This is a genomic window from Nitratireductor aquibiodomus (genome assembly GCF_900105565.1).
Lineage (GTDB): Bacteria > Pseudomonadota > Alphaproteobacteria > Rhizobiales > Rhizobiaceae > Nitratireductor > Nitratireductor aquibiodomus.
Genome location: NZ_FNSL01000001.1, coordinates 1,598,867 through 1,621,492, shown reverse-complemented (window position 1 = coordinate 1,621,492; position 22,626 = coordinate 1,598,867). Strand labels below are relative to the sequence as shown.

Here is a 22,626-nt window from a genome sequence, read left to right as displayed (position 1 = left end):
GATGACCTACACCCCTTCGATCGACAAGCTGAACCTCGTTCCCTTCGTCAGTGTGCATCACATGATGGAGCTGGTGCTGGAGATTGGCGTGGAGCGCGTTCTGGCGGAACTGACAGGCTATATCGAGGAAGACTTCCGCCGCTGGGAGGATTTCGACAAGACGCCGCGTGTGGCCGCGCATAGCCGCGAAGGCGTGATCGAGCTGATGCCGACGAGCGACGGCAGGCATTACGGCTTCAAATATGTGAACGGTCACCCCAAGAACACCCGCGAGGGGCGGCAGACGGTGACGGCATTCGGCGTCTATGCCGATGTGGGCAATGGCTATCCGCTGCTGATCACGGAAATGACGATCCTGACGGCGCTGCGCACGGCGGCGACATCTGCTCTGGCGGCGAAATATCTTGCGCCCGAGGGCTCGCGCACCATGGCGCTCATTGGCAATGGCGCGCAGTCTGAATTTCAGGCGATGGCGTTCAAGGCGGCACTCGGCGTCGACCGGCTGCGGCTCTATGACATCGATGGCGGCGCGACGAAAAAGTGCCTGCGCAATCTCTCAGGGCTGGGTTTCGAACTGACCGTCTGCACGACGCCGGAAGAGGCGGTGGAGGGAGCGGACATCATCACCACCGCGACCGCCGACAAGCAATATGCGACGATCCTGACCGACAACATGGTTGGCTCCGGCGTGCACATCAACGCGGTGGGCGGCGACTGCCCGGGCAAGACCGAGCTGCATCGCGACATTCTCACCCGTTCCGACATTTTCGTGGAATATCCGCCGCAGACGCGCATCGAGGGCGAGATCCAGCAGCTTGCGGAAGATCATCCGGTGGAAGAGCTGTGGCAGGTGATCGCCGGAAAGGTGAAGGGGCGGCGCGAACCGCGTCAGATCACGCTGTTCGATTCCGTCGGTTTCGCAACGGAGGATTTCTCGGCGCTGCGCTATGTCTATGACCGGGTGCGCGAGACCGATCACTTCATCGAGCTCGACCTTCTGGCCGACCCCGATGAACCGCGCGATCTCTTCGGCATGCTTCTGCGTTTCCCCGGCTCTTCGCTGCTCGCGGCCAAAAAGGCTGGCTGATCAGGAGGCGGTGATCTCCTCGACCATCTGCGGCGGCAGGTGCAGATAGTGGGCGACCTTGCGTTTTGCGGCAATGTCGCGCCACACAAGCCCCACCTGCCGCTCGCTGAGACCGGTGGCGCAGGCGACCTTCTTGGCGGGAATGGCGTGGTCGAGCCCGTAGAGGCACAGATCCATCTCGCGATAGGGGAGCGCGAAATAGAACTCCTCCTGTGACTGGGCGAGCGAATAGGTGTCTGTCGTGGGCATGCGGCGGCGGATTTCGGCGGGGACGCCGAGATATTTCGCGAGCTGGTAGACCTGCGACTTGTAGAGGTGGGCGATGGGTTTCACATCGGCTGCGCCATCGCCATTCTTCACGAAGAAACCCTGATCATATTCCAGCCGGTTGGGCGTGCCGATGACCGCATAATTCAGCCGGTCGGCATGGTAATATTCAAGCTGTTTGCGGGTGCGCTGCTTCATGTTGGTGGCGGCGACGATGCCGAGATAGACCTCTGGCGGGAGCCGGTGCTTCTCGACCGTGCCGTCGGGCCGCCGCACCACCAGATAGGAGATGTTGTAGGCTTTGGTGGTGAGGGCGTTGGCAATGGCGATTTTCATCGACCAGCCTGCGCCATAGTCCGGCACGACCTGGCGAATGAAGGCGTCGCGGCGCTCATAGCAGCCCATGGCGGCGAGCGACGGGCCGATATCCTCGATCACGCTGGAGAGACCGAAAGTCGTTGCGACTTCCTGGCCGAGCCGCAGGCTCTCCGGGTCGGAATCATATTCCGGCATGAACAGGCAGAAGACGCGCTCTGGCCCGAGCGCACGGGCGGCAAGCGCCGCGCAGACGCTGGAATCGATGCCGCCGGACAGGCCGAGCACTAATCCCCGCTTGCGCAGTCTGCTGCGCATCTGCGCGCGCAGCGCGGTGACGATGCGCTGGGTCTCGGCGGCGGGATCGATCTTCAGATCGTCGATGGAAAAGCTGATGTTCATGTCGTTCATGATGCTTTCAGAGCCTCCATGGCGGCGAGGCGGCGGCTGGTTTTTCCGTTTGCCGTTTTCGGCAGTTCCGCCTGGAAAATGAATGACTTCGGGACCATCGTGTCCGGTAAGCGATGCTTGCAGTGCCGGGCGAGCATGCGCTCGGTGAGGCCGGGATCGTCGGCAACGACGAGCGCGTCGAGCCGATGGCCGAAGACGGGATCGGGCGTGGTGAATGAAAGCGCCTCGCGCACGCCGGGGCAGGCGACCAGAACGGCGTCCACCTGTCCGGGCGAGACCTTTTCGCCGCGGATCTTCACCACCTCGTCCCGGCGGCCGACGAAATGGAGGAAGCCTTCCGCATCGCGTTTGAAGAGGTCGCCCGTGTGGAGCCGCTTTCCGCTGCCGTCCGGCGCATCGCGCAGCGCAAGCGCGGTTGCCTCCGGATTGTTCCAGTAGCCCTGCATGACATGTGGTCCGCGGATGACGAGTTCGCCCGTGACGTCCGTCTCGGCTTCGTTGCCGTCTTCATCGATGACAAGGGCCTCGGTGCCCGGCAGGGCCTTGCCAACGGAGGTGGGATGCCGGTCGAGATCTTCCGGCGCGAGAAAGGTTGCCCGCGCGCATTCGGTGAGACCGTACATGGAGTAGATGCGCGCCGCCGGGAAAAGCGCGCGCAGCGCCTGAATATGGGCGGGGGGCAGATGGGCTGCGGCATTGGTGATGTAGCGCAGCGGCGGCAGGCGATCGGGCTTCAGTCCTTCGAGCGCGGCGAGCATGGCCGCCATGGTGGGCACGAGGGGAAACCCGGTGACGCCTTCGGCATGCGCCTTTTCCAGAACCGCATGCGGGAAGGCGAAGCTCTTTTCCAGAACGAGCGTCGCGCCGCTGCGCACGGCCACGAGGAGCTGATACAGCCCGTAGGTGAAGGAAAGCGGCAGTGCGGACAGCACCACGTCCCTGTCGTCGTTTTCCAGATAATCGGCGATCATCGCCGCTGCCGCATCGACATTGCGGTGGCTCATCATCACGCCCTTCGGCCTGCCGGATGAGCCGGAGGTGTAGATCAGAAAGGCGAGATCCCGGTCGTTGTCCCGCCGGGCAGGTAAGGGCACCTCTAAATCGAGGCAGGCGTCGAAGGCGATGGCGTCGCTGAGCGTGGCCCTGTCCGTTCGCGTGACGATGTCCGTCCGGGCGACGATGGAAAGGGGCGTGTGGCCCGCCGCAGCAATCGCCTCGTTGCACAGACCGATGTGCCGGGCCTCGTGAATGAGGGCTTTCGGCGTGCAGTCCATTAACAAGTGGGCGAGGCCCTCGGCCCTGAGGCCGGGGTTGACCGGAACGACCGTCGCGCCGGCCCTGAGACCGGCAAAGATGGCGATGGCCATCTCCCGGCTGTTGTCCATGCAAAGCGCAACCCGGTCGCCGGGCTCGACCCCGTGAGCGCATAAGGCCCCGGCCAGACGGTCGGCCAGACGGTCGAAATCGGCGTAGCTTAACCGGTCCGGCCCCGTGACGAGCGCGGTGGGGGAGGGGGCAAGCCCTGCACGGTCTTTCAGTAAGGTCTCAACGCGCATTGCGTCGCTCCTATGCGCCGGCTGGCGCGGTCTCCCTGGCCTTCTTCTTGCCCGCGACAAAGGCGCTTAAGCGGGCAATCGTGTCGAAGTTTTCCGGCACGATCTCCGGGTCGGCGACATCGATGGCGAAGTGCTCCTCGAGAAACGAGACCATCTCCAGAATGCCGGTGGAATCGACAATGTCGTTCTCGATCAGAGAGGCATCGTCTTCCGGGGCGTCCGCCTCATCGCCGAACAGGAAGTTTTCGATAATGAAGGCGCGGATATCGGCATTGATGGACTGGGGCATGGTGCTTCCTTTCACGGTCAGGCACGAACCGCCAGAGGTTGATCCGTTATCCGAACCGGCCTGGCGAACTGCTGGGACCAAAGCTGTGTCGACAGAATGCCGACGAATGCTGCGTTGTCTCGAAAACCGGTGAAACTATTTAGCCGGCTTTTTTTATACAATCTGGCTGTTTTTTCAACGTGGAAGTTTCCGTTTTCTTCCAGCGCCGATTTCTCGAATGCTTCTTCCACATAGGCCTGCGCGTGATCGGTGAAGGCGCTTGCCTCTGGCGCGCGATAGGGCTGTTTGGGCCGGTCGGCGATCTGTGGCGGCACGACATCGCGCATCGTTTCGCGCAGAAGATGCTTCTCCCGGAGCCCTTTGAGCTTGATGCTTGCCGGTGTCTGCGCGGCATGCATGACCAGCCGGTGGTCGAGGAAGGGAAAGCGTGTTTCGATCCCGTGCGCCATCGCCATGCGGTCGCCCTGGCTGGAGAGAATGTAGCCGGGCAGGAGAAAGCGGGTTTCCAGATACTGCGCCTGATGCAGGGGATGCCATTCGCTGAAGGCGTCGGGAAGTGTGGCGGCGAGTTCGTCTGCCGCATCATAATCGCCGAGCGTTGCCTTGAGCGCATCGGAGAAGAAGAGTTTCGTGCCGGCGGTGCTGCGCATGCGCGGACGATGCGAGAACAGCGGATCGTTCAGATCGTCGCTGGCAACGCCGAAAAAGGCGGCGAGATAATCCGGTGTCTGGCGCTTCAGATTGGAGAGATAGGGGTAGATGCGGCGGAACAGGTGCGGCCGCAATTGCGAACCCGGCTGGCGCGCGCAGAAGCGCCGGATGCGCGCCTCCTTGAAAATGTCGTAACCGGCAAAGACCTCGTCTGCCCCTTCGCCGGAAAGAACCGCCTTGATGCCTTTCGAGCGCACCAGACCGGACAGCCGGTAGAGCGGCGCGGGACCGGTGCGCAGGATCGGCTGCTCCGTGTGGCGGATGACCTGCGGAAACACGGTGGCGATCTCATCCATGTCGCAATCGACCGTGTGGTGCTCCGTGCCGAGCGCACGCACCATCTCGTTCTGAAACGCGCTTTCGTCGAAGGCAGGGTCGGAAAAGGTGACGGCGAAACTGGTCAGGCCAGCAGGCGCCATGCGCCTGGCGAGTGCAGCGATGATGGAGGAATCGAGCCCGCCCGACAGATAGGTTCCCACCTCCACATCGGCGCGCAGGCGAATGCGCGTTGCGTCTTCCAGAAGCGCGCGGGTCTCCTCCGCCATCTGCGTCTCGGAACGGTCGTGCCGGACGTTTGAGAAATCCAGATCCCAGTAGCGCTGCGTGCGGGCTGCGCCGTTCTCGACGATCATCCAGTGCGCCGGCGGCAGTTCGCTGACGCCTTCAAACGCCGTGCGCGGTGGAATGGGGGCCCAGAGCGTAAAGATCTGGTCGAGCGCGAAGGGATCGAGCCGCGCCTCCATGCCGGGAATGGTCAGGAGCGCCTTGATCTCGGACGCGAAATGGAACCGGCCCTGACGCCATGTGTGGTAAAGCGGGCGCACGCCCATGCGGTCGCGGGCGAGGAAAAGGCGCTTGCGGTGCGCATCGTGGATCGCGAAGGCGAAGTCGCCATTGAGCTGCTCAACGCAATCCGGCCCGAACGCATCATAGAGGTGCAGAATGACTTCGGTGTCGCTTGATGTGCGAAAGCGATGACCGCGGCTTTCAAGCTCCTGCCTCAGTTCGGCGTGATTGAAGATCTCGCCATTATAGGTGATGTGGAGCTGCCCGTCGGCGCTCGTCATGGGCTGCTGGCCATCCACCAGATCGACAATGGAAAGACGGCGATGGGCAAGGCCCACATCGTCTGTCACGTGGATGCCGGCTTCGTCCGGGCCGCGATGGGCGATTGTGGCGGACATGGCCGCAAGAAGCCTTTCAGCTTCCTGCGGGTGAAGACCCGCTCCGCAATAACCCGCTATTCCGCACATTTACAAATCACCCCTGAAGGCCATTCGGCCCTGTCTCGCTCTGGCTGCACGTCCGCTTTTTCTGGAATTGCTCTAGTCGAAACGGTCGCCCAGAAGCCGCGTCCAGGATTCTCCCGCAAAACCGTTGAAAAAAGCCTGTCCCGTGATGAACGGTTCGAGCAGCGTCTTGTCTTTCGCATGAACAATGCTGGACGACGCATGGACGAAAGCGAAGCGGCGACCGAGCATAGCGTTGATGAGGGGCGGCTGTCCGCGCCCGCGCAGAGCCACCAGCCCGCGTTCGGTCGCGTCCGCCAGCATCGCGTCGATGACCGCACCTTCCTGACCGGGGAGTGACAGGATCTGGATCACGCGCCCGATGCCGCCCGTATTGCCGTAGAAAAGGAAGAGGCCGACCGGCTTGCCGCTGCGCGAGAGCACTTTGCGGCGCACCATCGCGCCGTAATCCGCCTTGCTCTGCGATTCATCCACCATGCGTTGAAGCTCGCTCTCCGTCCATTGAGGATGCAGGGCGAAGGCGGAGACGAATTGCTGGAACAGCGACACCGTTTCAGCCGCGTCGGCGTCCTCGGTGGTGAGTGTCTTGCCCGCAAATTCCGCATCCGACACATGGGTCCACTGGGGTGGAGCGCCTCTGCGCCGCAAAAGGGCATCGAAGGGCCGTGCGAGCGGTTTTGCGATGGCGGCAGGCGCGAACGCAGATGCGGCCATGGCGGCGATGAAGCCGGCCGGGCGCAGGATGCGCAGCCATTCGAGACTGTAGTCGGGCAGGATCGTGCCGCGCAGCTTGCGCCACATGGTTGTGGAAACATCGTTGGCTGTTTCGGTCAACGAGAGATCCTGCGGGCCGGACTGGAAGGCGCGTAGAAGACGCGCGCCGGCATAGGGGTCCTGTTCGTGACCGTCGACCATGAAGCTGCCGCCGATGGCGCTCTTCAGGGTCTTGCCCTGATAGACGAAGGGCATGGGAAGCACACCCATGAAACCGTTGACCGTGCCGTCTTCACGAAGATGCACAAGTGAATGGATGTCGTCGTCGCGGTAGGGTGGATCGAGAAAAAGCGTCTCTAGATATTCGCGCGCGCCAAGCGGCGCAGGGCCGTGTCCCTTGCGCAATATGCGCTGGAACATCTCCGCAATGGCGGAAATGTCATCCCGCTCCAATGGACGGATTTCACTCACGGACAACTACGCGCCCCGGTTGAATACGAATACTCTCGGGGCCAATGTGTGGCCTAAAGTTGTTTATGAATTCTTTTGCGTCGGAAAGTTTTTGTGCATGGCATTCCGGTGAGCGTGTATGATTGCTGGCAAGCGCAGCCACAAGACTGCGGATGGGAACACGCAGTAGCAAAATCGGGCGAGGGCAGAACCTGCTGATGTGGCTGCAATGGTCGGCCTGATTTGCACAGGCTACTTTGTCGAAAGCCCTTGAAAGACGTTAATGAATCTTCGGCACATAGAGGTTTTTCACGCGATCCGTCTGGCCGGGTCAATCAATGCTGCGGCTGAAAGACTGAATGTCTCGCAGCCGGCGCTCAGCCGGACGCTTAAGCACGCGGAATCGCTTCTCGGCTTCAAGCTGTTCGATCGCGTGAAGCAGCGCCTCGTTCCGACGCGCGAGGCGGAGCTTCTGTTTGCCGAAGCGGTGGATGTGCATGGCGCGCTGGAGCGTTTCCGCACGCTCGCCCGCAATCTCGGGCGCAATCCCGACGATGTGCTGCGGGTTGGCTTTCTGCCGAGCCTCGGCGTGGGGCTTGCGCCGAAAGTTGTGTCGAACCTGCCCAAGCACTGGGAAGGTTTTAAGGTCGAGCTGTTCACCCATCATTACGACGTGCTTTTGAAGCGCCTTCACGCGCTTGATCTCGATCTGGCCGTGGCGTTCAATCTTGTAGAGACGCCGGGGATCAACTCCACCACGGTGGGCACGATGAGCCTGACCTATCTGGAGACGGACGATCCAGCAAAACCGTTCAACCCCTCGCCGGTGCATCTGAGCGAGATCGACATGCAGTCCTTTGTCGGACTTGAGAAGGAATCGCCCGTGGGCGTGTTCCTGAAGGCGGCATTTGACGAGCAGGGGCTTCCTTATGAGCCACGGATATCGGTGCACACCTATTCGGTGGCGGCGGCCTGTGTCAGCCAGGGCGTGGGCTGCGCTATCGTGGACGAGTTTTCCGCACGGTTCACGCGCGGTGTGCGACTGCGCCCGCTGGTGCCCGACCTGAAATTCTCGATCACGGCGCTGACGTCGGAGAACCGTGCGATCTCAAACGCCGAGGAAATGTTCATCAGGATTCTGAAATCGGCCTGCCAGGAACTGCACCGCGAAGCGTGACGCGTCTCCTGCCGGTCAGGCCTCGCCATGGGCCACGAACCGGCCGCCACGCGCGCCGGTGACCGCGCCATTGGCCAGCACTGCGACGCCATTGACGAAGACATGCTCAATGCCGGCCGAAGGGCGGTCTGGCGTGTCGTAATCGGCTAAATCCAGAACCGTTTCGGCATCAAAGGCCACGAGGTCAGCGTGGAAGCCTTCCTGCAGCCTGCCGCGCCGGGCGAAGCCGAAGATCTGGGCGGGCAGGGAGGTCATCTTGCGGATGGCTTCTTCCAGCGGCAGGACGCCATCTTCGCGTACATAGCGGCCAAGCACGCGGGGGAAGGTGCCCCAGAGGCGCGGATGGGCCTGCGGGCCGGGAATGCCGTCGGAGCCGATCATGGTGCGCGGATGCTGCATGATGCGGTTGATGTCTTCCGGCGACATCTGGAAATAGATGCCGCGCGCGGGCGAAAGCCTGCGGGCCGCTTCTTCCTGATCACAGCCCATTTTCTCCGCGACTTTGGAAAGCTCCAGCCCGTTGAACTCGGGATGGGCGGCGGAATCGATGACCAGAATGCGCTCCGCATGACGGGTCAGCTCCGGCAGGAGCACGGTCGAGCTTGCCTCATAGGGATAGACATCCATGGCGATGTCCTGATGGCGAAGCGCGCTGTCGATCATTGACAGTGTTTTCGCCGAGCGCCCGTAATTGTGGCGGCCGATGCATTTGTGATGCGAGATCACCACCGGGACGCCGGCGCGCCGACCGATGGCGATGGTCTCGCCGACTGATTCTTCCACCCGGTCGCGTTCATCGCGCATATGGGTGACGTAGAGCGCGCCGGGGAAGGCGGCGAGTGTCTGTGAAAGAGCCACCACCTCGTCGGTGGGCGCGTGGCGGGCGACCGGATAGGCAAGGCCGGTGCTGAGGCCCAGAACGCCTGCCTCCAGCGCTTCTTCGAGCAGGACGCGCATGGCCGCGATCTGGCCTTCCGAGGCGGGTGCATCCGTGTCTTCGAGCGTCATGGCGCGCAGCGTACCATGGCCGGCAAGCGCGGCCACATTGACGGCGACGCCGGCTGCATCCACCGCCTTGCGGTAGGCGGCAAAGGAACCGAAGCGATAGTCTTCCGCTGTGCCGAGAAGGCCGAGCGGGGGCACCAGTTCGGCGGGCTTTTCGTATGGTGCGAGGCTGATGCCGCAATTGCCGACGATCACGCTGGTTACGCCCTGCGTGATCTTGGGCTCCATCGCGCTGTCGTTCAGGACAGCGAGATCGTCATGGGTGTGAACGTCGATGAAGCCGGGCGCGAGGCTGAGACCGTCTAGGTCGATCGTCTCTTTTGCCTGCCAGCCGGAAACATCACCGACCGCGGCGATGCGGCCATTGCAGAGTGCCACGCCGCCGCGGATCGGTTGCCCCCCAGGCCATCGAACAGCAAAGCGTTTGTCAAAAGCGTGTCGCAGGTGGATTGCGTCATCGGAAACTCCTTGCTGTCCGTATTGATTCAGGCTGCCGTGAGGTGCGGTTGCCGGTCCGTCGTCGAGATGCACTGCTCAAGCGCTGCGCCGAGCGCAAGCAACGGCTCCTCGGCGAAGGCTGCGCCCATGAGCTGCACGGAGAGTGGCAGGCCCGTTTCGGTGAAGCCGGCCGGCAGCGCCAGGCCGCAGGCACCGACATAGTTTGCCGGGCGGCCATAGGCGGCCATCGGAACCGCACTCTCGTCCACCTCCGACACGGGGATGGCGGGGAAGGGCACCGTCGGTGTGAGCAGCGCGTCGAAAGGCTTCATGAAGTCGGCATAGACCGCCTTCATGCGCCTGTGGTCGGCGAGCGTCTCGATATAGTCGTTGGCGCTGACATTGGCCCCGGCGAGCACGCGCTGGCGCACATAGGGGCCGATGGGTACGCTCTCGTCGTGGATGTAATCGCGATGAACCGCATAGGCTTCGGCGGCGATGATGCGGCCGTTGCTCTCCGTCAGCTCGTTGAAGGCGAAGGGCAGGTCGGCAGGAACCAGCGTCACGCCGAGGCTGATGAGCGCTTCCTTTGCCTGATCGTAGCCGGCCTGGCTTTCGGCATCTAGCGGGATCGGGAAATCCTCTTCGCGCATGACCGCGACCCGCATGCCCTGCGTGCGCATGCCCTGCCATGCGTCGGGCTTCAGCGCCGGTGCAAGACGGGTGGCCGGATCGCTGGCGTCAGGCCCGGAAAGCGCGTCGAGCAGAAGGGCCGCATCGGCGACGGTGCGCGTCATCGGGCCGATGGAATCAAGTGTGCTGGAAAGCGGGAAACAGCCTTTCAGGCTGATCCGTCCATAGGTGGGTTTCAGGCCCACAATGCCGTTGAGTGCGGCGGGAATGCGCACGGAACCGCCCGTGTCGCTGCCGATGGCCGCCGGCGCAAGGCCGGCGGCAACGGCCACGCCCGAGCCGCTGGAGGAGCCTCCGGGAATGCGGTGTGTCTGCATGTCCCAGGGATTGCGCGGTGTTCCGCATATCGGATTCGTGCCCCAGCCTCCGAATGCGAATTCGACCATTGCTGTGCGGCCGATTGGAATCATGCCGGCGGCAAGCAGTTTGCGCATGACGGTGGCGTCGCTGGTTGAGCGCCGGTCTTTCCAGGCGGCGCTGCCCACCGTGCAGGTTTCGTCCTGCCAGTCGACCAGGTCCTTCACGGCAATTGGCAGGCCGTGAAGCGGGCCGTAGACCACGCCAGACGCGCGCAGCTTGTCGAGCCCCTCCGCCATGGACATTGCCTGCTCGGCATCGACATGAACGAAGGCGCCGAGGGCCTTGTCATGCCTGGCGATGCGCTCCAGGAAATGTCGGGTGATGGTGCTGGACGTGAGCGAGCCTTCGCTCAGCGCTTTCGAGAGGTCCGCGAGGGACGCGAATGACGGATCCATGATATTCTTTTCTTGAGAAAATGCGCCCGACGCCGAGGGAGACGTTTCGGAAGCCGGGCGCAAGGTCGCTAGTCTCGTTGATCCCAACCGGGGATCGGGTACACAGGCTCGGCAACGGCGACTTCTTTAGGCCACACGGTCACAAGCCCCTTGCCCGGCTGCAACTGCACGACCGGGAAAGGCATTTTCAGCTGCTTGCCGGTTTCGTCGATCGCGTAAGGACCGGCGAGGACCGTCAGATTGTCGCTGAGTTCCATGGCCGCCTTCTTCATGTCGGCGGCGTCGAAGCTGTCTGCGTTCTCGATGATTTCGCCGGCGATGACGGCGGCGCCATAGGCGAGAACGGTCTGGAAGTCCGGCTCATAGGAGACGTCCGGGAAGAGCTTTTCATAAGCTGCCAGGAAGCCTTTACGGTCGAGGCCGGCATTGACCTCCCAGTTGATGGTCGGATGGAAATTGGTGTGGCTGTAGATGTACTGCGCGTCGTCGCCGATCTCGATGAACTGCGGCGTCGAGGCGTAGACCATGAACGAGAACGGGAAGTTCACGTTCATCTGGTGCATCTGCCGCACCATGGAGATCAGGTCGCCCTCATAGCTGGTGGGGAAGAACACGTCGGCGCCAGCCGCGCGCGCCTTCTGCAGGAGCAGGCTGAAATCCTTCGTGCCCTTCGGATAGTCTTCCTTCAGGACCACTTCCATGCCGAGCTTTTCTGCTATCGCTTCCGCGCCATCGGCGAGACCGGCCGGGAAGGGCTCGTCCACATTGACGATGGCGACCTTCTTGTTGCCAAGTGCGGCAGCGGCTTCGAGACCGGCCGACGGCATGCGCGACACCGGCATCTGGGTTGCCGAGACGATGTTCTTGAAGCCCTGGTCGTACAGCGCGTCGGAAGCCGCGGACCAGATGACCATGAACTTGCCGAGACGCTCGGTCACCGTGGCGGCGGCTGCCGTCAGGGTGGAGCCGAACGGAGCCATCAGCACGTCGACATTCTCATTGGCGATCAGGTCTTCATAGACGCGCGCCACCATCTGCTTGTCGGAGCGGTCATCGCGCTTGACGAGTTCGACGAGGCGCTTCTCGCCATTCACTTCCAGGCCGCCATTGGCGTTGACTTCATCGACCCAGATTTCCACGCCGCGCACACCCGACTGCGAGGCGAGCGCGAAGTTGCCGGACGACGAAACCGTCATGCCGATCCGGATCTTTTCCTGCGCCTGGCCGGCGACCGGCAGCGCAAAGCAGGCAAGCAGCGTGCCTGCCATGAAGCTTCGTTTGGTCATATTCCACATGGGCATTCCCCTTTTGTTGATCTTGGATAAACGACGCCTCACACGTCGATCTTGTAGTTCATCCACTCGGCGACCATCTCCTTGAGCTGGCCATCGGTGGCGAAGTCCTCCCTGGTGCCTTCCGCCTTGTTGCGGCCAAGCTCCAGAATGTAGAGGCGGTCCGAAATCGTGGCGCACTGGCGCACGTTCTGGTCCACCAGAATGATGGTGGCGCCCTGGTCTGCGAGATCGCGGGTGAGCGCGTAGATGTCCTTGGAAATCTTCGGCGCGATCATGGCCGTGGGCTCATCGAGCAGGATCACCTTCGGCTCGGTGACGAGCGCGCGGGCGATTTCCAGAAAGCGCTGCTGACCGCCGCTCATGGAGCCGGCAAGACTGGAGCGCTTTTCCTTCAGGATCGGGAACCGCTCGAAAATGCCATCGATGGCGCGTTCGATGCGGGCCTTGTCCTTGCGGAAGGGCCAGCAGCCCAGAAGCAGGTTGTCGTAGACCGACAGGCCCGCAAAGGCGCTGCGGTTCTGCGGCACGAAGGACACGCCTTCGAGTGCGCGCTGGAACGCCTTGAGATTGGTGATGTCGCGGCCGCCCATGGTGATGGTGCCGGTCTTGGTGGAGAGAAGGCCGAAGATGGTCTTCAGAACGGTCGACTTGCCCGCGCCGTTCGGCCCGATGATGCCGGTGACCTCGCCGGGCTTTGCCCGCAGCGCCACTTCCTTGAGAACCGTGATGTCTCCGTTGTAGGCGACGGAGATGTTCTCCATGCTCAGTTCAACGCCATGCATGGTCAGGCTCCCAGATAGGCTTCGATGACGTCCGGATTCTTCTGGATCGCTTCGGCGTCGCCCTCTGCAAGGACACGGCCTTCATGCATGACCAGAATGTTGTCGGACAGTTCGTAGACGGAGGTGAGGTCGTGGCTGACGAGAAGCACCGAGCAGCCCAGCTCCTTCGGCATTTCGCGGATGATGTTGATGAGCAGCAGTGCGAGGCTCGGATTGACGCCGGCGAACGGCTCGTCGAGCAGCACCAGCTTCGGATTGGCCACCATGATGCGGGCGAGTTCCAGAAGCTTCTGCTGGCCGCCCGAAAGCTCTTCCGCATAGTTGTGGCGCAGACGGTAAAGCTCCACCTTTTTGAGCCAGTAGGCGCTGATCTTGGCAATCTCGGCATTGCTCAGCCCCTTGTTGAGGAGCGCGACCGAGAGATTTTCCAGGAGCGACATCTGAGGGAAGATGCGCGGCACCTGGAAGGTGCGTCCCACGCCTTCGGAGAACACCGCATGCGGGGCCTTGCCAATGAGACTAACGCCGTCGAGCGTGATTTTGCCGGCGGTCGCGTCATAAAGACCGTTGATGCAGTTCAGCATCGTCGTCTTGCCGGAGCCGTTCATACCCAGAACGCCGAGGATCGACCGGTCGGGGAGGGTGAGGCTGATGCCGTCGAGTGCTGTGACGCCACCGAATTTCTTTACGAGGTTTTCGACTTTCAGCATGAGGTCACCGCGAGTTCTGCACGCCGAACAGGCCGGCGGGGCGAATGAGAATGACGGCGATCAGGAGCACGAAGCCGAGGAGCATCGCCACGGTTCCGCTGAAGAACACCATGGCCGTCTGCTCGGCCAGCCCGAACAGGATGCCGCCGGCGACTGCGCCGATCGGATGGCCGAGGCCGCCCAGAACGATCACGATGAAGCCGATCAGGGTGTAGTCCTGGCCGATGAAGGGGGAGAAGGAGGGGAAGATCATCGACACGAGGATGCCGGTGATGCCCGCCAGGCCAAGGCCGAGACCGAAGGTCAGGGCCGACAGGTGGTTCAGGTCCACGCCGACGATCTGGATCGCATCACGGTTCATGATGATGGCGCGCAGCGCTTTGCCCGGCAGTGTGCGGTAGAGGAAGAACGCCAGCGCACCGGTGACCACGACCGCAACCGCAAGACCAAGCAGCTTGGTGGTCGGCAGGATGATGTTGCCGAACATCAGGAAGGGCGGGTCGAGCGTGAAGTTGAGCGAGCGTGCATCCGCCTCGAAGGCGAGCAGCATGAGTGCGCCCAGCACGAGCGACAGGCCGAACATGACCAGAAGCGAGGCGTGCTCGGGATCGTTGGAGCGCGCAAGACGCTTCACCAGCACGAAATAGAGGCCGTAACCCATCATTCCGAAGACGACAAAGATCAGCGGCATTGCGAGCAGCGGAGACAGGCCGAGCCAGGCCTGGGCGAAATAGGCGCCGTAGGCACCCAGCACGATGAATTCGCCATGGGCGAAGTTGACGACGCGCAGGACGCCGAAGATCACGTTGAGGCTGACGCCGATCAGCGCGTAGATCAGCCCGACGACGATGCCGTTGACGAGGCCTTGAAGCAGAAGTTCGTTCATCTTTGTTTCAATCCTGTACGTCTTACGGAATGAAGCGCCGGAGGCGCGAGAAGCGCTGGGCGAAGGCCCCGACGATGCCACGCGGCAGGAGCAGCATCAGTGCGATGATGACCACGCCGAGAATGAGCAGGTTGAGGGTCGGGAAATGCCGCCAGATCAGCTGGTCGATGCCGTAGAGCGTGGATGCGCCGATGATCGGGCCGACCAGGAAGCCGAGGCCGCCGGCCATGGCGTAGACGATGCTCTTTGCCGTCACCAGCAGATTGAAGGAGGAATCGAGGTCGATGGCATTCGTGTACCAGGCCTCGACGCCGCCCACGAGGGCAGGGAACATGGTGGCCATGATCCAGGCCTTGAGGCGGGTTCCCACCACATTGACGCCGACCACTTCTGCGGCCTCGCTGTCATCGCGGATGGCGCGCAGCGCCGTGCCGAGGCGCGACATGGTAAGCCAGGTGCCGGCTGCCAGAGCGCCCATCAGCACCACGAACATGGCGTAATAGGCGGCCACGGGATCGTTTGCCGCTGAAAGGATAAGGCCGAGGCTGCCGCCGGTGATGTCGCTCGGCATGAGCGAGATCACGAGCTTCATGGCCATGGCGAGCGCGAGGCTGACAATGCCGAAATAAACGCCCTTGAGCCGCAGTGTGGGCGCGACCAGAAGGCCGATGGTGACACCGGCCAGCGCCGCACCGGCAAGCGCCACGGGAATGGGCAGGCCGAAGGTCTTGTACAGAACGCCGGTGGCGTAAGCGCCGATGCCGTAGAACGCCACATAACCAAAAGGCATATATCCGGCCAGGCCAGCGACGAAATTGAACGACGTCGCCATGGTGATCCACAGCATCATGTAGAAGAGGAAGGAGAGATTGCTGGCAAACAATGGAGCCGGCAAAAAGACGGCGACAATGGCCGCGACCACGATGCCCCATATCAAGAATTTGATATGGCTTGATTTTTCAGTATTTTCCTGGGGCGCGGACATCGGCACACCTGTACCCTCCCGCGTCTCCTGAATTTGATCTGTCACTGTTGGACCTCAATAGGGAACGCTTTCCGCGACCCTATAGCGCAGGAAGTGCGCTGTCCTATCGCAATTTCAGACTCAATTATAACTTAAAAACATAAGCCTGTTTTGCTGAGCGAAAACAGCCCGCAACCGGAAGGGTTGCGGGCTGTTCCATGGTTACGAAAGCGCGGGTTTGCGGGGTGAGTTAGCCTCCGCGCCGCGCGGCAATCTGCCGGCGCACAAGCAGTGCGATGATGGCGAGTGCGATGGTGCCGACAATGAACAGGAAGGCTGCGGCGGCGATGGCCGGGCTGATGTTCTCGCGGATCGTGGCGAACATCTGCCGCGCCAACGTGCGCTGGTTGGGGCCTGCCACGAAAAGCGTGAGAACCACCTCGTCCAGCGATGTGGCGAAGGCCAAGACAGCGCCGGACAGGATGCCGGGCATGGCGAGCGGCAGGGTCACGCGCCGGAACACGGTGACCGGGGATGCGCCGAGGCTGGCCGCCGCCAGTTCCACACGCCGGTCGATGCCGCCGAGGCCGCCGATCACGCTCACCACCACGAAGGGGATGGCGACGATGGTGTGGGCGACGATGACGCCGAAATAGCTCGACGCGATGCCGAACTGCACGAACAGCACCTGCATGCCCACGCCCATGACCACGGCGGGAACCACCATGGGCAGAAGGAAGAGGGTGCGCACCGTGCCCTTGAAGGGCAGGTTCCAGTTGCGCAGGCCAAGGGCGGCGAGCGTGCCCAGAACGGTGGCGAGCACGGTCGTGCCGCCGCCGATGACAAGGCTGTTGAAGATCGCCCGACGCCAGGCGGCGGCGGTGAACAGCTCGTCGAACCAGCGCAACGAGAATTCCGGGATCGGATAGGTGAGGAACTGGCTGGAGGTGAAGGCCAGCGGCAGGATGGCAACCAGCGGCGCAAGCAGGAAGATCACTGCCAGCGTGCCAAATGTGAGCCGGGCGCTCTTCAACAGCATGTCAGTTTCTCCTTTCTTCGGCCGCCGACAGTCGACCGTAGACCGCATAAAGCAGGAGGGTGACGACAAGCAGCACGATGCCGAGCGCTCCGGCCATGCCCCAGTTGGCCGAACCGGTTGCGTAGAATGCGATGACGGAACTGATCATCTGGTCGCCCGCGCCGCCGATGAGCGCCGGCGTGATGTAGTAGCCGATGGCGGTCATGAACACGAGCAGCGAGCCGGAGGCGACGCCACGCAGGCTGAGCGGCAGAAGCACCCGCACGAAGGCGCGCAGCGGATGCGCGCCGAGCGAGGCGGCTGCCGGCATCAGGTTGCCCGGGATCGAAATCAGGACGCTGTAGATCGGCAGCACCATGAGCGGCAGAAGCACATGGGTCATGGCGATCACGACGCCGGTGCGGTTGAAGATCAGGGCCAGCGGTTCGCTGGAGATGCCAAGCCCGGTGATGACCGCATTTATGAGGCCGTTGTCCTGCAGGATGATGAACCAGGCGGCGGTGCGCACCAGAAGCGAGGTCCACAGCGGCAGGAGAACCGCGCCGAGCAGGAGCTGGCGTTTCCACCCTTCCGTGGAGGCGATCAGCATCGCGTAGGGAAAGCCGATGGCCAGGCAGGCGAGCGTGACGAGCGCGCCGATCCAGAAGGTTCGGATCATGATATCGCGGTTGGCGGACGCCTCTTCGGGCATGGCGACAATATTGCCGGAAACATCGCGCTCCAGATCGACGGCGGCGAGCAGATAGCGGTCCGTGGTTGGTGAAAGCGCGCCGGTGATCGCCTGCCAGAAACGGGGATCGTCCCAGCGTTCGTCGATCTCGGAAAGCGGTGGCGCGTCATCCTTGCGCAGCGCGCGCGTGGTGCGCGACATGAGCGTGCGGAAGCCGGGCTGGGCGCTGTTGAGACGGCGCGTCATGTCGCCCACGGCCTGTCGGTCATCAGCGGCGCGAAGATCGGCGGCGAGCGCTTCCTTCATCTCTGCCGTCGGTGGCGTTTCCGGATCCCACTTCGCTGCGACCTTCGCCGTCTGCGGGAGGATGCGCAGGACGGCGGTGTCGGAGACGGCCTGTGACATCATCGTGCCAAGCGGCCACAGGAAGAAAACCGCGATGAAGAGGAAGAGCGGCGCGACCAGCGCGATCGCGCTCAGATGTCCTTTTCCGCCCGTGCCGCTCATGAGCGGATCACCCAGCAGTCGTCCGGCTGGAAGCGGGCGGTGACATCTGCGCCGGGCGCGTGCTGCTCGGCCTTGCGGTCCAGATGGATGACGAAATCATGCGCCTGCTCGTCGAGCTGGATGCGCAAATGATTGCCCTGATAGACGCTGTCGGCAATTTTGGCCGCAAACTGGTTGTCGCCGCCATGCAGCGCGTCGAGGCGAATGCGCTCCGGCCGGATGGAGACGAGCACGTTTTCGCCCGGTGTGTAATTGTCGGACGCCGAGGCCGTCAGTTCCGCGCCATTGGCGAGGCGGACGCGCAAACCGTCTGCGGACCTGCCCGCGACTGTGCCTTCCAGAAGATTGGTTTCGCCGATGAAATTCGCGACGAAGCGCGTCTGCGGATGGTCGTAGATCTCGCGCGGGGTGCCGATCTGCTCGATCTTGCCCTTGTTGAAGACGGCGATCCGGTCGGACATGGTGAGCGCTTCCGACTGGTCGTGCGTGACGAACACGATGGTCAGGCCGAGCCGGTTGTGCAGCGCGCGGATGTCGAGTTGCATCTGCTCGCGCAGATTTTTGTCGAGCGCGCCAAGCGGCTCGTCCATGAGCACCACGCGGGGCTCGAAAACGAGGGCGCGGGCGAGCGCCACGCGCTGCTGCTGGCCGCCGGAAAGCTGGGCCGGCCACCGGTCTGAAAGTGCGCTGAGCTGCACCATGTCGAGCGCTCTGGCGACGCGTTCGGCGATTTCGGCCTTGCCGACGCCGCGCATCTGGAGCGGGAAGGCGATGTTGTCGCCGACACTCATATGCGGGAAGAGTGCGTAATTCTGGAAGACGACGCCCATGTCGCGCTTGTAGGTGGGGGTCGTGTCCACCACCGCGCCATCGACCAGAATGCGGCCTTTGGTCGGGCGCTCGAAGCCGGCGAGCATCATCAAAAGCGTGGTCTTGCCGGAGCCGGACGGTCCAAGAAGGCTGACGAACTCGCCTTTTGCGATATCCAGTTCCAGATCGTCGACCACGCATAACGACCCAAAGCACTTGGTCACATGGTCAAATCGAATGCGTAATTCGCTCAAGAGCCTCTCCCCCGGCTGGCTTGATGTCGCGCTGTCGGAAACGATGGATCGTTTCGATGAGAGCCGCGCCGGTCAGGGGATGGACGCCCTGCCCGGTGCGGCTCTCGACTGGTTCTTATTGAGCCAGCCAGGCGTTGAAACGCCCGGTCAGGGCTTCTGAATTGTCGATCCAGAAATCGACATCGAGCGCGATTGCGTCGGTGAGGTTTTCCTCGGTGGTCGGCAGCTCTGCCTTCTGCTCGTCGCTCACCATTTTGGCGGCTTCGTTGTTGGGCAGGCCGTAGGCCACATATTCGGGCAGCTTCTTCTGGTTTTCCGGTTCGCTGGCGAAGGCGATGAAATCCATGCCCGCATCGCGGTTCTCGGCGTCCTTCAGGATCACCCAGCTGTCGACCGCATAGATGCTGCCGGGCCAGACGACCTTGAAGTTGCGGCCCTCGGTGCGGTTGATGCCGGTGATGCGGCCATTGTAGGCGGACGCCATGGCGACTTCGCCGGAGGCCAGGAACTGGAGCGGCTGCGCGCCGGCTTCCCACCAGACCACATCGTCGCGGATTTCTTCGAGTTTGGCGAAGGCGCGGTCGATGCCCTCGGGCGTGGCGAGCACGTCGTAGATCTCGTCCTTGTCGACGCCGTCGGCAAGGAGCGCGAACTCCAGCGTGTATTTCGGGCCCTTGCGCAGCGAGCGCTTGCCGGGGAAGTTTTCGGTGTCCCAGAAATCGGCCCAGGAGGCCGGGCCGCCATCGGGCAGCTTGTCGGCGTCATAGGCGATTGCCGTGGACCAGACGATTGCGCCGACGCCGCAATCATGCACGGCGCTATCCAGGAACTTGTCCTCGCCGCCGAGCCTGTCCCAGTCGATATATTCGAAGAGACCGTCGCCGCAGCCCAGCTCAAGCTCCTCGGCTTCGACCTGAACGACATCCCAGTTGGGTGCGCCGGCCTTCACCTTGGCCTGAAGAACGCCGTAGCCGCCGTTCCATGCCTCATCGAGAAGCGGTTTGCCGGCCTTTTCGGCAAACGGCTTGAAGTAGATCTCGCGCTGGGCGTCCTGATAGGTGCCGCCCCACGAGACGACCGTGAGGTCGCGTGCGTTTGCGGTGGTGGCGGAGAAACCCGCCACCGCAGCAAGCGCGGTCATTGCAAGCCAGTTCTTCATCTTCATAAGCATTCTCCTCCCATTGTGCTTTTCCGATTATGTGCTGGCGGTGCCCGTTATGCCGGCATTGCCTCCCTGGGCAGTTCGGCGAGCGCCTTGTCGAGGCCGGTCTTGAAGCGAGCGAGCAGGTCGTCGACCTCGCTTTCGGAGATGATGAGCGGCGGGCAGAAGGCGACGGCATCGGCCATGGCGCGGCTGATGAGGCCGGCTTCCTGAAGATGCGCGTTGACCAGTGCGCCAAGCGCGCCGGGTGTCTCGAGCGCCGTCTTGTTTGCCTTGTCGGTGACGAGCTCGACGGCAGCGATGAGGCCGACGCCACGCACTTCGCCAACCAGCGGATGATCGGCCAGTGCGGCAAGTCCGTTGCGCAGGCGTTCGCCCATGCGTGCGGCATTGCCCACCAGATCGCGCTCCTCGATGATCTTGAGGTTTTCAAGCGCAACGGCTGCGACAACTGGATGGCCGCTTGCCGTGTAGCCATGGCCGAGCGTGCCGATGCGGCCGCTTTCTTCCATGATCGGCTCGAACACCCGGTCGTTGATCATCAGGGCCGAGGCCGGCAGGTAGGACGACGAAAGCTGCTTGGACATGACCATGATGTCCGGCTTGATGTCGTAGGTGGTGGAGCCGAACATGGTGCCCGTGCGGCCGAAGCCGCAGATCACTTCGTCGGCGACCAGCAGGATGTCGTATTTGTTCAGGACGGCCTGCACCTTTTCCCAATAGGTGGCGGGCGGGACGACCACGCCGCCGGCGCCCTGCACCGGCTCGCCGAAGAAGGCGGCAATGGTTTCGGGGCCTTCGGCCAGAATGGTGTCTTCCAGTTCTTTGGCAAGGCGGGTTGCGAAATCTTCCTCGCTTTCGCCCGGCATTGCTTCACGCCAGTGGTGCGGGGCGGTCATGCGCAGCACGTTCGGCACGATCAGATCGAAGGATTTGTGGTTTGCCGGCAGGCTGGTGAGGCATGCGCCGGCGATGGTCACGCCGTGATAGGCGCGGTTGCGGACGATGATCTTCTTCTTTTCCGGCTTTCCGAGCGCGTTGGAGCGGTACCAGATCAGCTTCAGCGCGGTGTCGATGGCTTCCGAGCCGGAATTGGTGAAGAACGCCTTGCTCATCGGCACCGGGGCCATGCCGATCAGCTTTTCGGAAAGCTCGATCACCGGTCCGTGCGATTTGTGCGTGAAGGTGTGATAGTAGGGCAGCTTCTCCATCTGCTCGGTCGCGGCCTTCACAAGGCGCTTCTCGTTGAAGCCGAGCGCGACGCTCCACAGGCCGGCCATGCCCTCGATGTACTGCTTGCCATTGTTGTCGTAGACATGGACACCTTCGCCGCGATCGATGATCAGCGGTCCGGCCTCGAGATGTTTTTTCGCATTCGTATAAGGATGCAGGTGATAGGCGATATCGCGCGCTTCTGGGGAATTTGGCTTGTCGGTCATCGGCTTGTCCTGCGTCGAAATGAAGGTATTGTTGCGGGATGAGGCTGTCTCATCGCCTCTCTCCTCTTTCTCTAGCGGTAGCACTCATTTTGCGGCTAGGCAATTCTCTGTTCTATATTTTGAGCGCTCATTCTCATTGTGACTTCGAAGTTGCTGAAAATTATGCGCATCTGCGCATTGTGAAATTGCCTGGAGGCTAATATCTTGAGCGGATAGCAGCGTGTTTGCACGGTTCTGGCCCTGCGAGCGCGATGATGGAAACCAGAACGGGCAAAGGGTGCGGCGAAGGATTTATGGACGATTTCGACATTGGCTCCCGTCTGAAGGCCATGCGTACGGCCGGCAATCTCTCGCAGCGGCAGCTCGCCGAGCAGGCGGGCGTGCCCCATGCACAGATTTCCAACATCGAGAAGAACAAGATCAGCCCGTCCATCTCCACTCTGCGTAAAGTGCTGGGCGGCATGGGCGTCAGCATGGCGGATTTCTTCGAGCCTGAGCGGGAGGACAATCCCGGCCCCTTTTTCGGCAGGGATGAGCTTATCGATCTCACTTCGCGGGTGGCTATAAATGCAAACGCGCCGGAGAGCGGGCTTCTGGTTCTCAGGCAGATCGGCGACGCGCGCCTGCACAATCTCCAGATCCTGCACGAGGTCTATGAACCGGGGGCGGATACGGGCGAGACCATGCTGCAACACGCCTCAAGCGAGGGCGGCTATGTGGTGGAGGGCGAGCTGGCGCTGACCGTGGGTGACGAAATGCGCGTTCTGAAGGCGGGTGAGGCCTATCTGTTCGACAGCCGCCAGCCGCACCGTTTCCAGAATCTCTCCGACAGGCGCACAATCGTCGTTTCCGCCTGCACGCCGCCTTATCTTTGATGGTCCGTCTTCAACAGGCTGGACCAACGCAACGCAATCATGGCCCTGTTCGCGCGGGGCGCTGCTTTTAAACTCCAGCAATGACGTTTTCGGGAACCCGAACCACCCGGAAACG

General features: G+C 62.4%; 21 protein-coding genes. 4 read left to right on the top strand and 17 right to left on the bottom strand.

The features are described 5' to 3' along the window. The first annotated feature begins 1 nt into the window (after nt 1). Nucleotides 2–1,087, top strand: a complete 1,086-nt coding sequence (locus BLW55_RS07755; RefSeq protein WP_090327997.1) for an ornithine cyclodeaminase — start codon at nt 2–4, stop codon at nt 1,085–1,087. On the opposite strand, the gene nadE is transcribed toward BLW55_RS07755, so the two are convergent. The 5 genes from nadE to BLW55_RS07730 form a co-directional block, all read right to left on the bottom strand. Continuing rightward, nucleotides 1,088–2,080 carry an NAD(+) synthase gene (gene nadE / locus BLW55_RS07750; RefSeq protein ID WP_090327995.1) on the bottom strand — a complete coding sequence of 331 codons (993 nt, stop codon included), beginning with the start codon at nt 2,078–2,080 and terminating at the stop codon, nt 1,088–1,090. It abuts the gene before it with no gap. After that, a complete protein-coding gene (locus tag BLW55_RS07745; RefSeq protein WP_090327992.1) occupies nt 2,077–3,636 on the bottom strand; it encodes a class I adenylate-forming enzyme family protein in 1,560 nt (519 codons plus the stop codon). The genes nadE and BLW55_RS07745 overlap by 4 nt, the downstream gene beginning before the upstream one ends. 10 nt (nt 3,637–3,646) lie before the next feature. Next, a complete protein-coding gene (locus BLW55_RS07740; RefSeq protein WP_007008922.1) occupies nt 3,647–3,925 on the bottom strand; it encodes an acyl carrier protein in 279 nt (92 codons plus the stop codon). Between the two features lie 17 nt (nt 3,926–3,942). Next, nucleotides 3,943–5,889 carry an asparagine synthase (glutamine-hydrolyzing) gene (asnB, locus tag BLW55_RS07735; RefSeq protein WP_090327989.1) on the bottom strand — a complete coding sequence of 649 codons (1,947 nt, stop codon included), beginning with the start codon at nt 5,887–5,889 and terminating at the stop codon, nt 3,943–3,945. A 72-nt stretch (nt 5,890–5,961) separates the two neighbouring features. Next, nucleotides 5,962–7,071: a hypothetical protein gene (locus BLW55_RS07730; protein ID WP_244509014.1), complete on the bottom strand. Its 1,110-nt coding sequence runs from the start codon at nt 7,069–7,071 to the stop codon at nt 5,962–5,964. 262 nt (nt 7,072–7,333) lie between these two features. On the opposite strand from BLW55_RS07730, the gene BLW55_RS07725 reads away from it, so the two are divergent. Continuing rightward, nucleotides 7,334–8,227, top strand: a complete 894-nt coding sequence (locus BLW55_RS07725) for a LysR family transcriptional regulator (RefSeq protein WP_090327986.1) — start codon at nt 7,334–7,336, stop codon at nt 8,225–8,227. 15 nt (nt 8,228–8,242) lie between these two features. Here the strand turns inward: BLW55_RS07725 and BLW55_RS07720 are convergent, their stop codons facing one another. From BLW55_RS07720 to BLW55_RS07675, 10 genes are all read right to left on the bottom strand, one after another. Beyond that, on the bottom strand, nt 8,243–9,610 hold the full coding sequence (locus BLW55_RS07720; protein WP_210184095.1) for an N-acyl-D-amino-acid deacylase family protein: 1,368 nt from the start codon (nt 9,608–9,610) through the stop codon (nt 8,243–8,245). Between the two features lie 107 nt (nt 9,611–9,717). After that, nucleotides 9,718–11,118 (bottom strand): amidase, encoded by a 1,401-nt coding sequence (locus BLW55_RS07715; RefSeq protein ID WP_090327985.1) that lies wholly within the window; start codon nt 11,116–11,118, stop codon nt 9,718–9,720. Nucleotides 11,119–11,186: 68 nt separating this feature from the next. Continuing rightward, entirely contained in the window at nt 11,187–12,404 is a 1,218-nt protein-coding gene (locus BLW55_RS07710; protein WP_177175044.1) for an amino acid ABC transporter substrate-binding protein, read from the bottom strand. Nucleotides 12,405–12,451: 47 nt separating this feature from the next. Then, nucleotides 12,452–13,195: an ABC transporter ATP-binding protein gene (locus BLW55_RS07705; protein ID WP_090327982.1), complete on the bottom strand. Its 744-nt coding sequence runs from the start codon at nt 13,193–13,195 to the stop codon at nt 12,452–12,454. A gap of 2 nt (nt 13,196–13,197) precedes the next feature. Beyond that, nucleotides 13,198–13,905, bottom strand: coding sequence for an ABC transporter ATP-binding protein (locus BLW55_RS07700; protein ID WP_090327979.1), 708 nt, complete (start codon nt 13,903–13,905; stop codon nt 13,198–13,200). Between the two features lie 4 nt (nt 13,906–13,909). Continuing rightward, entirely contained in the window at nt 13,910–14,791 is an 882-nt protein-coding gene (locus tag BLW55_RS07695; RefSeq protein ID WP_007008912.1) for a branched-chain amino acid ABC transporter permease, read from the bottom strand. A 22-nt stretch (nt 14,792–14,813) separates the two neighbouring features. Beyond that, nucleotides 14,814–15,776 carry a branched-chain amino acid ABC transporter permease gene (locus BLW55_RS07690; RefSeq protein ID WP_090327976.1) on the bottom strand — a complete coding sequence of 321 codons (963 nt, stop codon included), beginning with the start codon at nt 15,774–15,776 and terminating at the stop codon, nt 14,814–14,816. Between the two features lie 229 nt (nt 15,777–16,005). Beyond that, nucleotides 16,006–16,794 (bottom strand): ABC transporter permease, encoded by a 789-nt coding sequence (locus BLW55_RS07685; RefSeq protein ID WP_007008910.1) that lies wholly within the window; start codon nt 16,792–16,794, stop codon nt 16,006–16,008. A 1-nt stretch (nt 16,795) separates the two neighbouring features. Then, complete coding sequence (locus BLW55_RS07680) at nt 16,796–17,971, bottom strand: ABC transporter permease (RefSeq protein ID WP_090327973.1); 1,176 nt, start codon at nt 17,969–17,971, stop codon at nt 16,796–16,798. Then, a complete protein-coding gene (locus BLW55_RS07675) occupies nt 17,968–19,035 on the bottom strand; it encodes an ABC transporter ATP-binding protein (RefSeq protein ID WP_007008908.1) in 1,068 nt (355 codons plus the stop codon). The genes BLW55_RS07680 and BLW55_RS07675 overlap by 4 nt, the downstream gene beginning before the upstream one ends. Here BLW55_RS07675 and BLW55_RS20770 point away from each other — a divergent pair. Continuing rightward, complete coding sequence (locus BLW55_RS20770; protein ID WP_177175043.1) at nt 19,019–19,195, top strand: hypothetical protein; 177 nt, start codon at nt 19,019–19,021, stop codon at nt 19,193–19,195. The two genes, BLW55_RS07675 and BLW55_RS20770, sit on opposite strands and share 17 nt — an antisense overlap. Here the strand turns inward: BLW55_RS20770 and BLW55_RS07670 are convergent. Both BLW55_RS07670 and BLW55_RS07665 read right to left on the bottom strand, forming a co-directional pair. Continuing rightward, nucleotides 19,151–20,194: an ABC transporter substrate-binding protein gene (locus BLW55_RS07670; RefSeq protein ID WP_425286776.1), complete on the bottom strand. Its 1,044-nt coding sequence runs from the start codon at nt 20,192–20,194 to the stop codon at nt 19,151–19,153. The two genes, BLW55_RS20770 and BLW55_RS07670, sit on opposite strands and share 45 nt — an antisense overlap. A gap of 56 nt (nt 20,195–20,250) precedes the next feature. Then, nucleotides 20,251–21,636, bottom strand: a complete 1,386-nt coding sequence (locus tag BLW55_RS07665) for an aspartate aminotransferase family protein (RefSeq protein ID WP_090329923.1) — start codon at nt 21,634–21,636, stop codon at nt 20,251–20,253. A gap of 293 nt (nt 21,637–21,929) precedes the next feature. Here BLW55_RS07665 and BLW55_RS07660 point away from each other — a divergent pair, with 293 nt between their 5' ends. Next, nucleotides 21,930–22,511: a cupin domain-containing protein gene (locus BLW55_RS07660; RefSeq protein ID WP_025031753.1), complete on the top strand. Its 582-nt coding sequence runs from the start codon at nt 21,930–21,932 to the stop codon at nt 22,509–22,511. Nucleotides 22,512–22,626 lie beyond the last annotated feature (115 nt).

Bases quoted from the DNA above. Each gene is read 5' to 3' on its own strand.
- BLW55_RS07740 (WP_007008922.1), bottom strand. From the start codon at position 3,925: ATGCCCCAGTCCATCAATGCCGATATCCGCGCCTTCATTATCGAAAAC.
- BLW55_RS07685 (WP_007008910.1), bottom strand. From the start codon at position 16,794: ATGCTGTTGAAGAGCGCCCGGCTCACATTTGGCACGCTGGCAGTGATC.
- BLW55_RS07690 (WP_090327976.1), bottom strand. From the start codon at position 15,776: ATGTCCGCGCCCCAGGAAAATACTGAAAAATCAAGCCATATCAAATTC.
- BLW55_RS07725 (WP_090327986.1), top strand. From the start codon at position 7,334: ATGAATCTTCGGCACATAGAGGTTTTTCACGCGATCCGTCTGGCCGGG.
- BLW55_RS20770 (WP_177175043.1), top strand. From the start codon at position 19,019: ATGCGTAATTCGCTCAAGAGCCTCTCCCCCGGCTGGCTTGATGTCGCG.
- BLW55_RS07745 (WP_090327992.1), bottom strand. From the start codon at position 3,636: ATGCGCGTTGAGACCTTACTGAAAGACCGTGCAGGGCTTGCCCCCTCC.
- BLW55_RS07660 (WP_025031753.1), top strand. From the start codon at position 21,930: ATGGACGATTTCGACATTGGCTCCCGTCTGAAGGCCATGCGTACGGCC.
- BLW55_RS07670 (WP_425286776.1), bottom strand. From the start codon at position 20,194: ATGAAGAACTGGCTTGCAATGACCGCGCTTGCTGCGGTGGCGGGTTTC.
- BLW55_RS07700 (WP_090327979.1), bottom strand. From the start codon at position 13,905: ATGCTGAAAGTCGAAAACCTCGTAAAGAAATTCGGTGGCGTCACAGCA.
- BLW55_RS07695 (WP_007008912.1), bottom strand. From the start codon at position 14,791: ATGAACGAACTTCTGCTTCAAGGCCTCGTCAACGGCATCGTCGTCGGG.
- BLW55_RS07710 (WP_177175044.1), bottom strand. From the start codon at position 12,404: ATGACCAAACGAAGCTTCATGGCAGGCACGCTGCTTGCCTGCTTTGCG.
- BLW55_RS07665 (WP_090329923.1), bottom strand. From the start codon at position 21,636: ATGACCGACAAGCCAAATTCCCCAGAAGCGCGCGATATCGCCTATCAC.
- asnB (WP_090327989.1), bottom strand. From the start codon at position 5,889: ATGTGCGGAATAGCGGGTTATTGCGGAGCGGGTCTTCACCCGCAGGAA.
- BLW55_RS07680 (WP_090327973.1), bottom strand. From the start codon at position 17,971: ATGAGCGGCACGGGCGGAAAAGGACATCTGAGCGCGATCGCGCTGGTC.
- BLW55_RS07755 (WP_090327997.1), top strand. From the start codon at position 2: ATGACCTACACCCCTTCGATCGACAAGCTGAACCTCGTTCCCTTCGTC.
- BLW55_RS07715 (WP_090327985.1), bottom strand. From the start codon at position 11,118: ATGGATCCGTCATTCGCGTCCCTCGCGGACCTCTCGAAAGCGCTGAGC.
- nadE (WP_090327995.1), bottom strand. From the start codon at position 2,080: ATGAACGACATGAACATCAGCTTTTCCATCGACGATCTGAAGATCGAT.
- BLW55_RS07705 (WP_090327982.1), bottom strand. From the start codon at position 13,195: ATGCATGGCGTTGAACTGAGCATGGAGAACATCTCCGTCGCCTACAAC.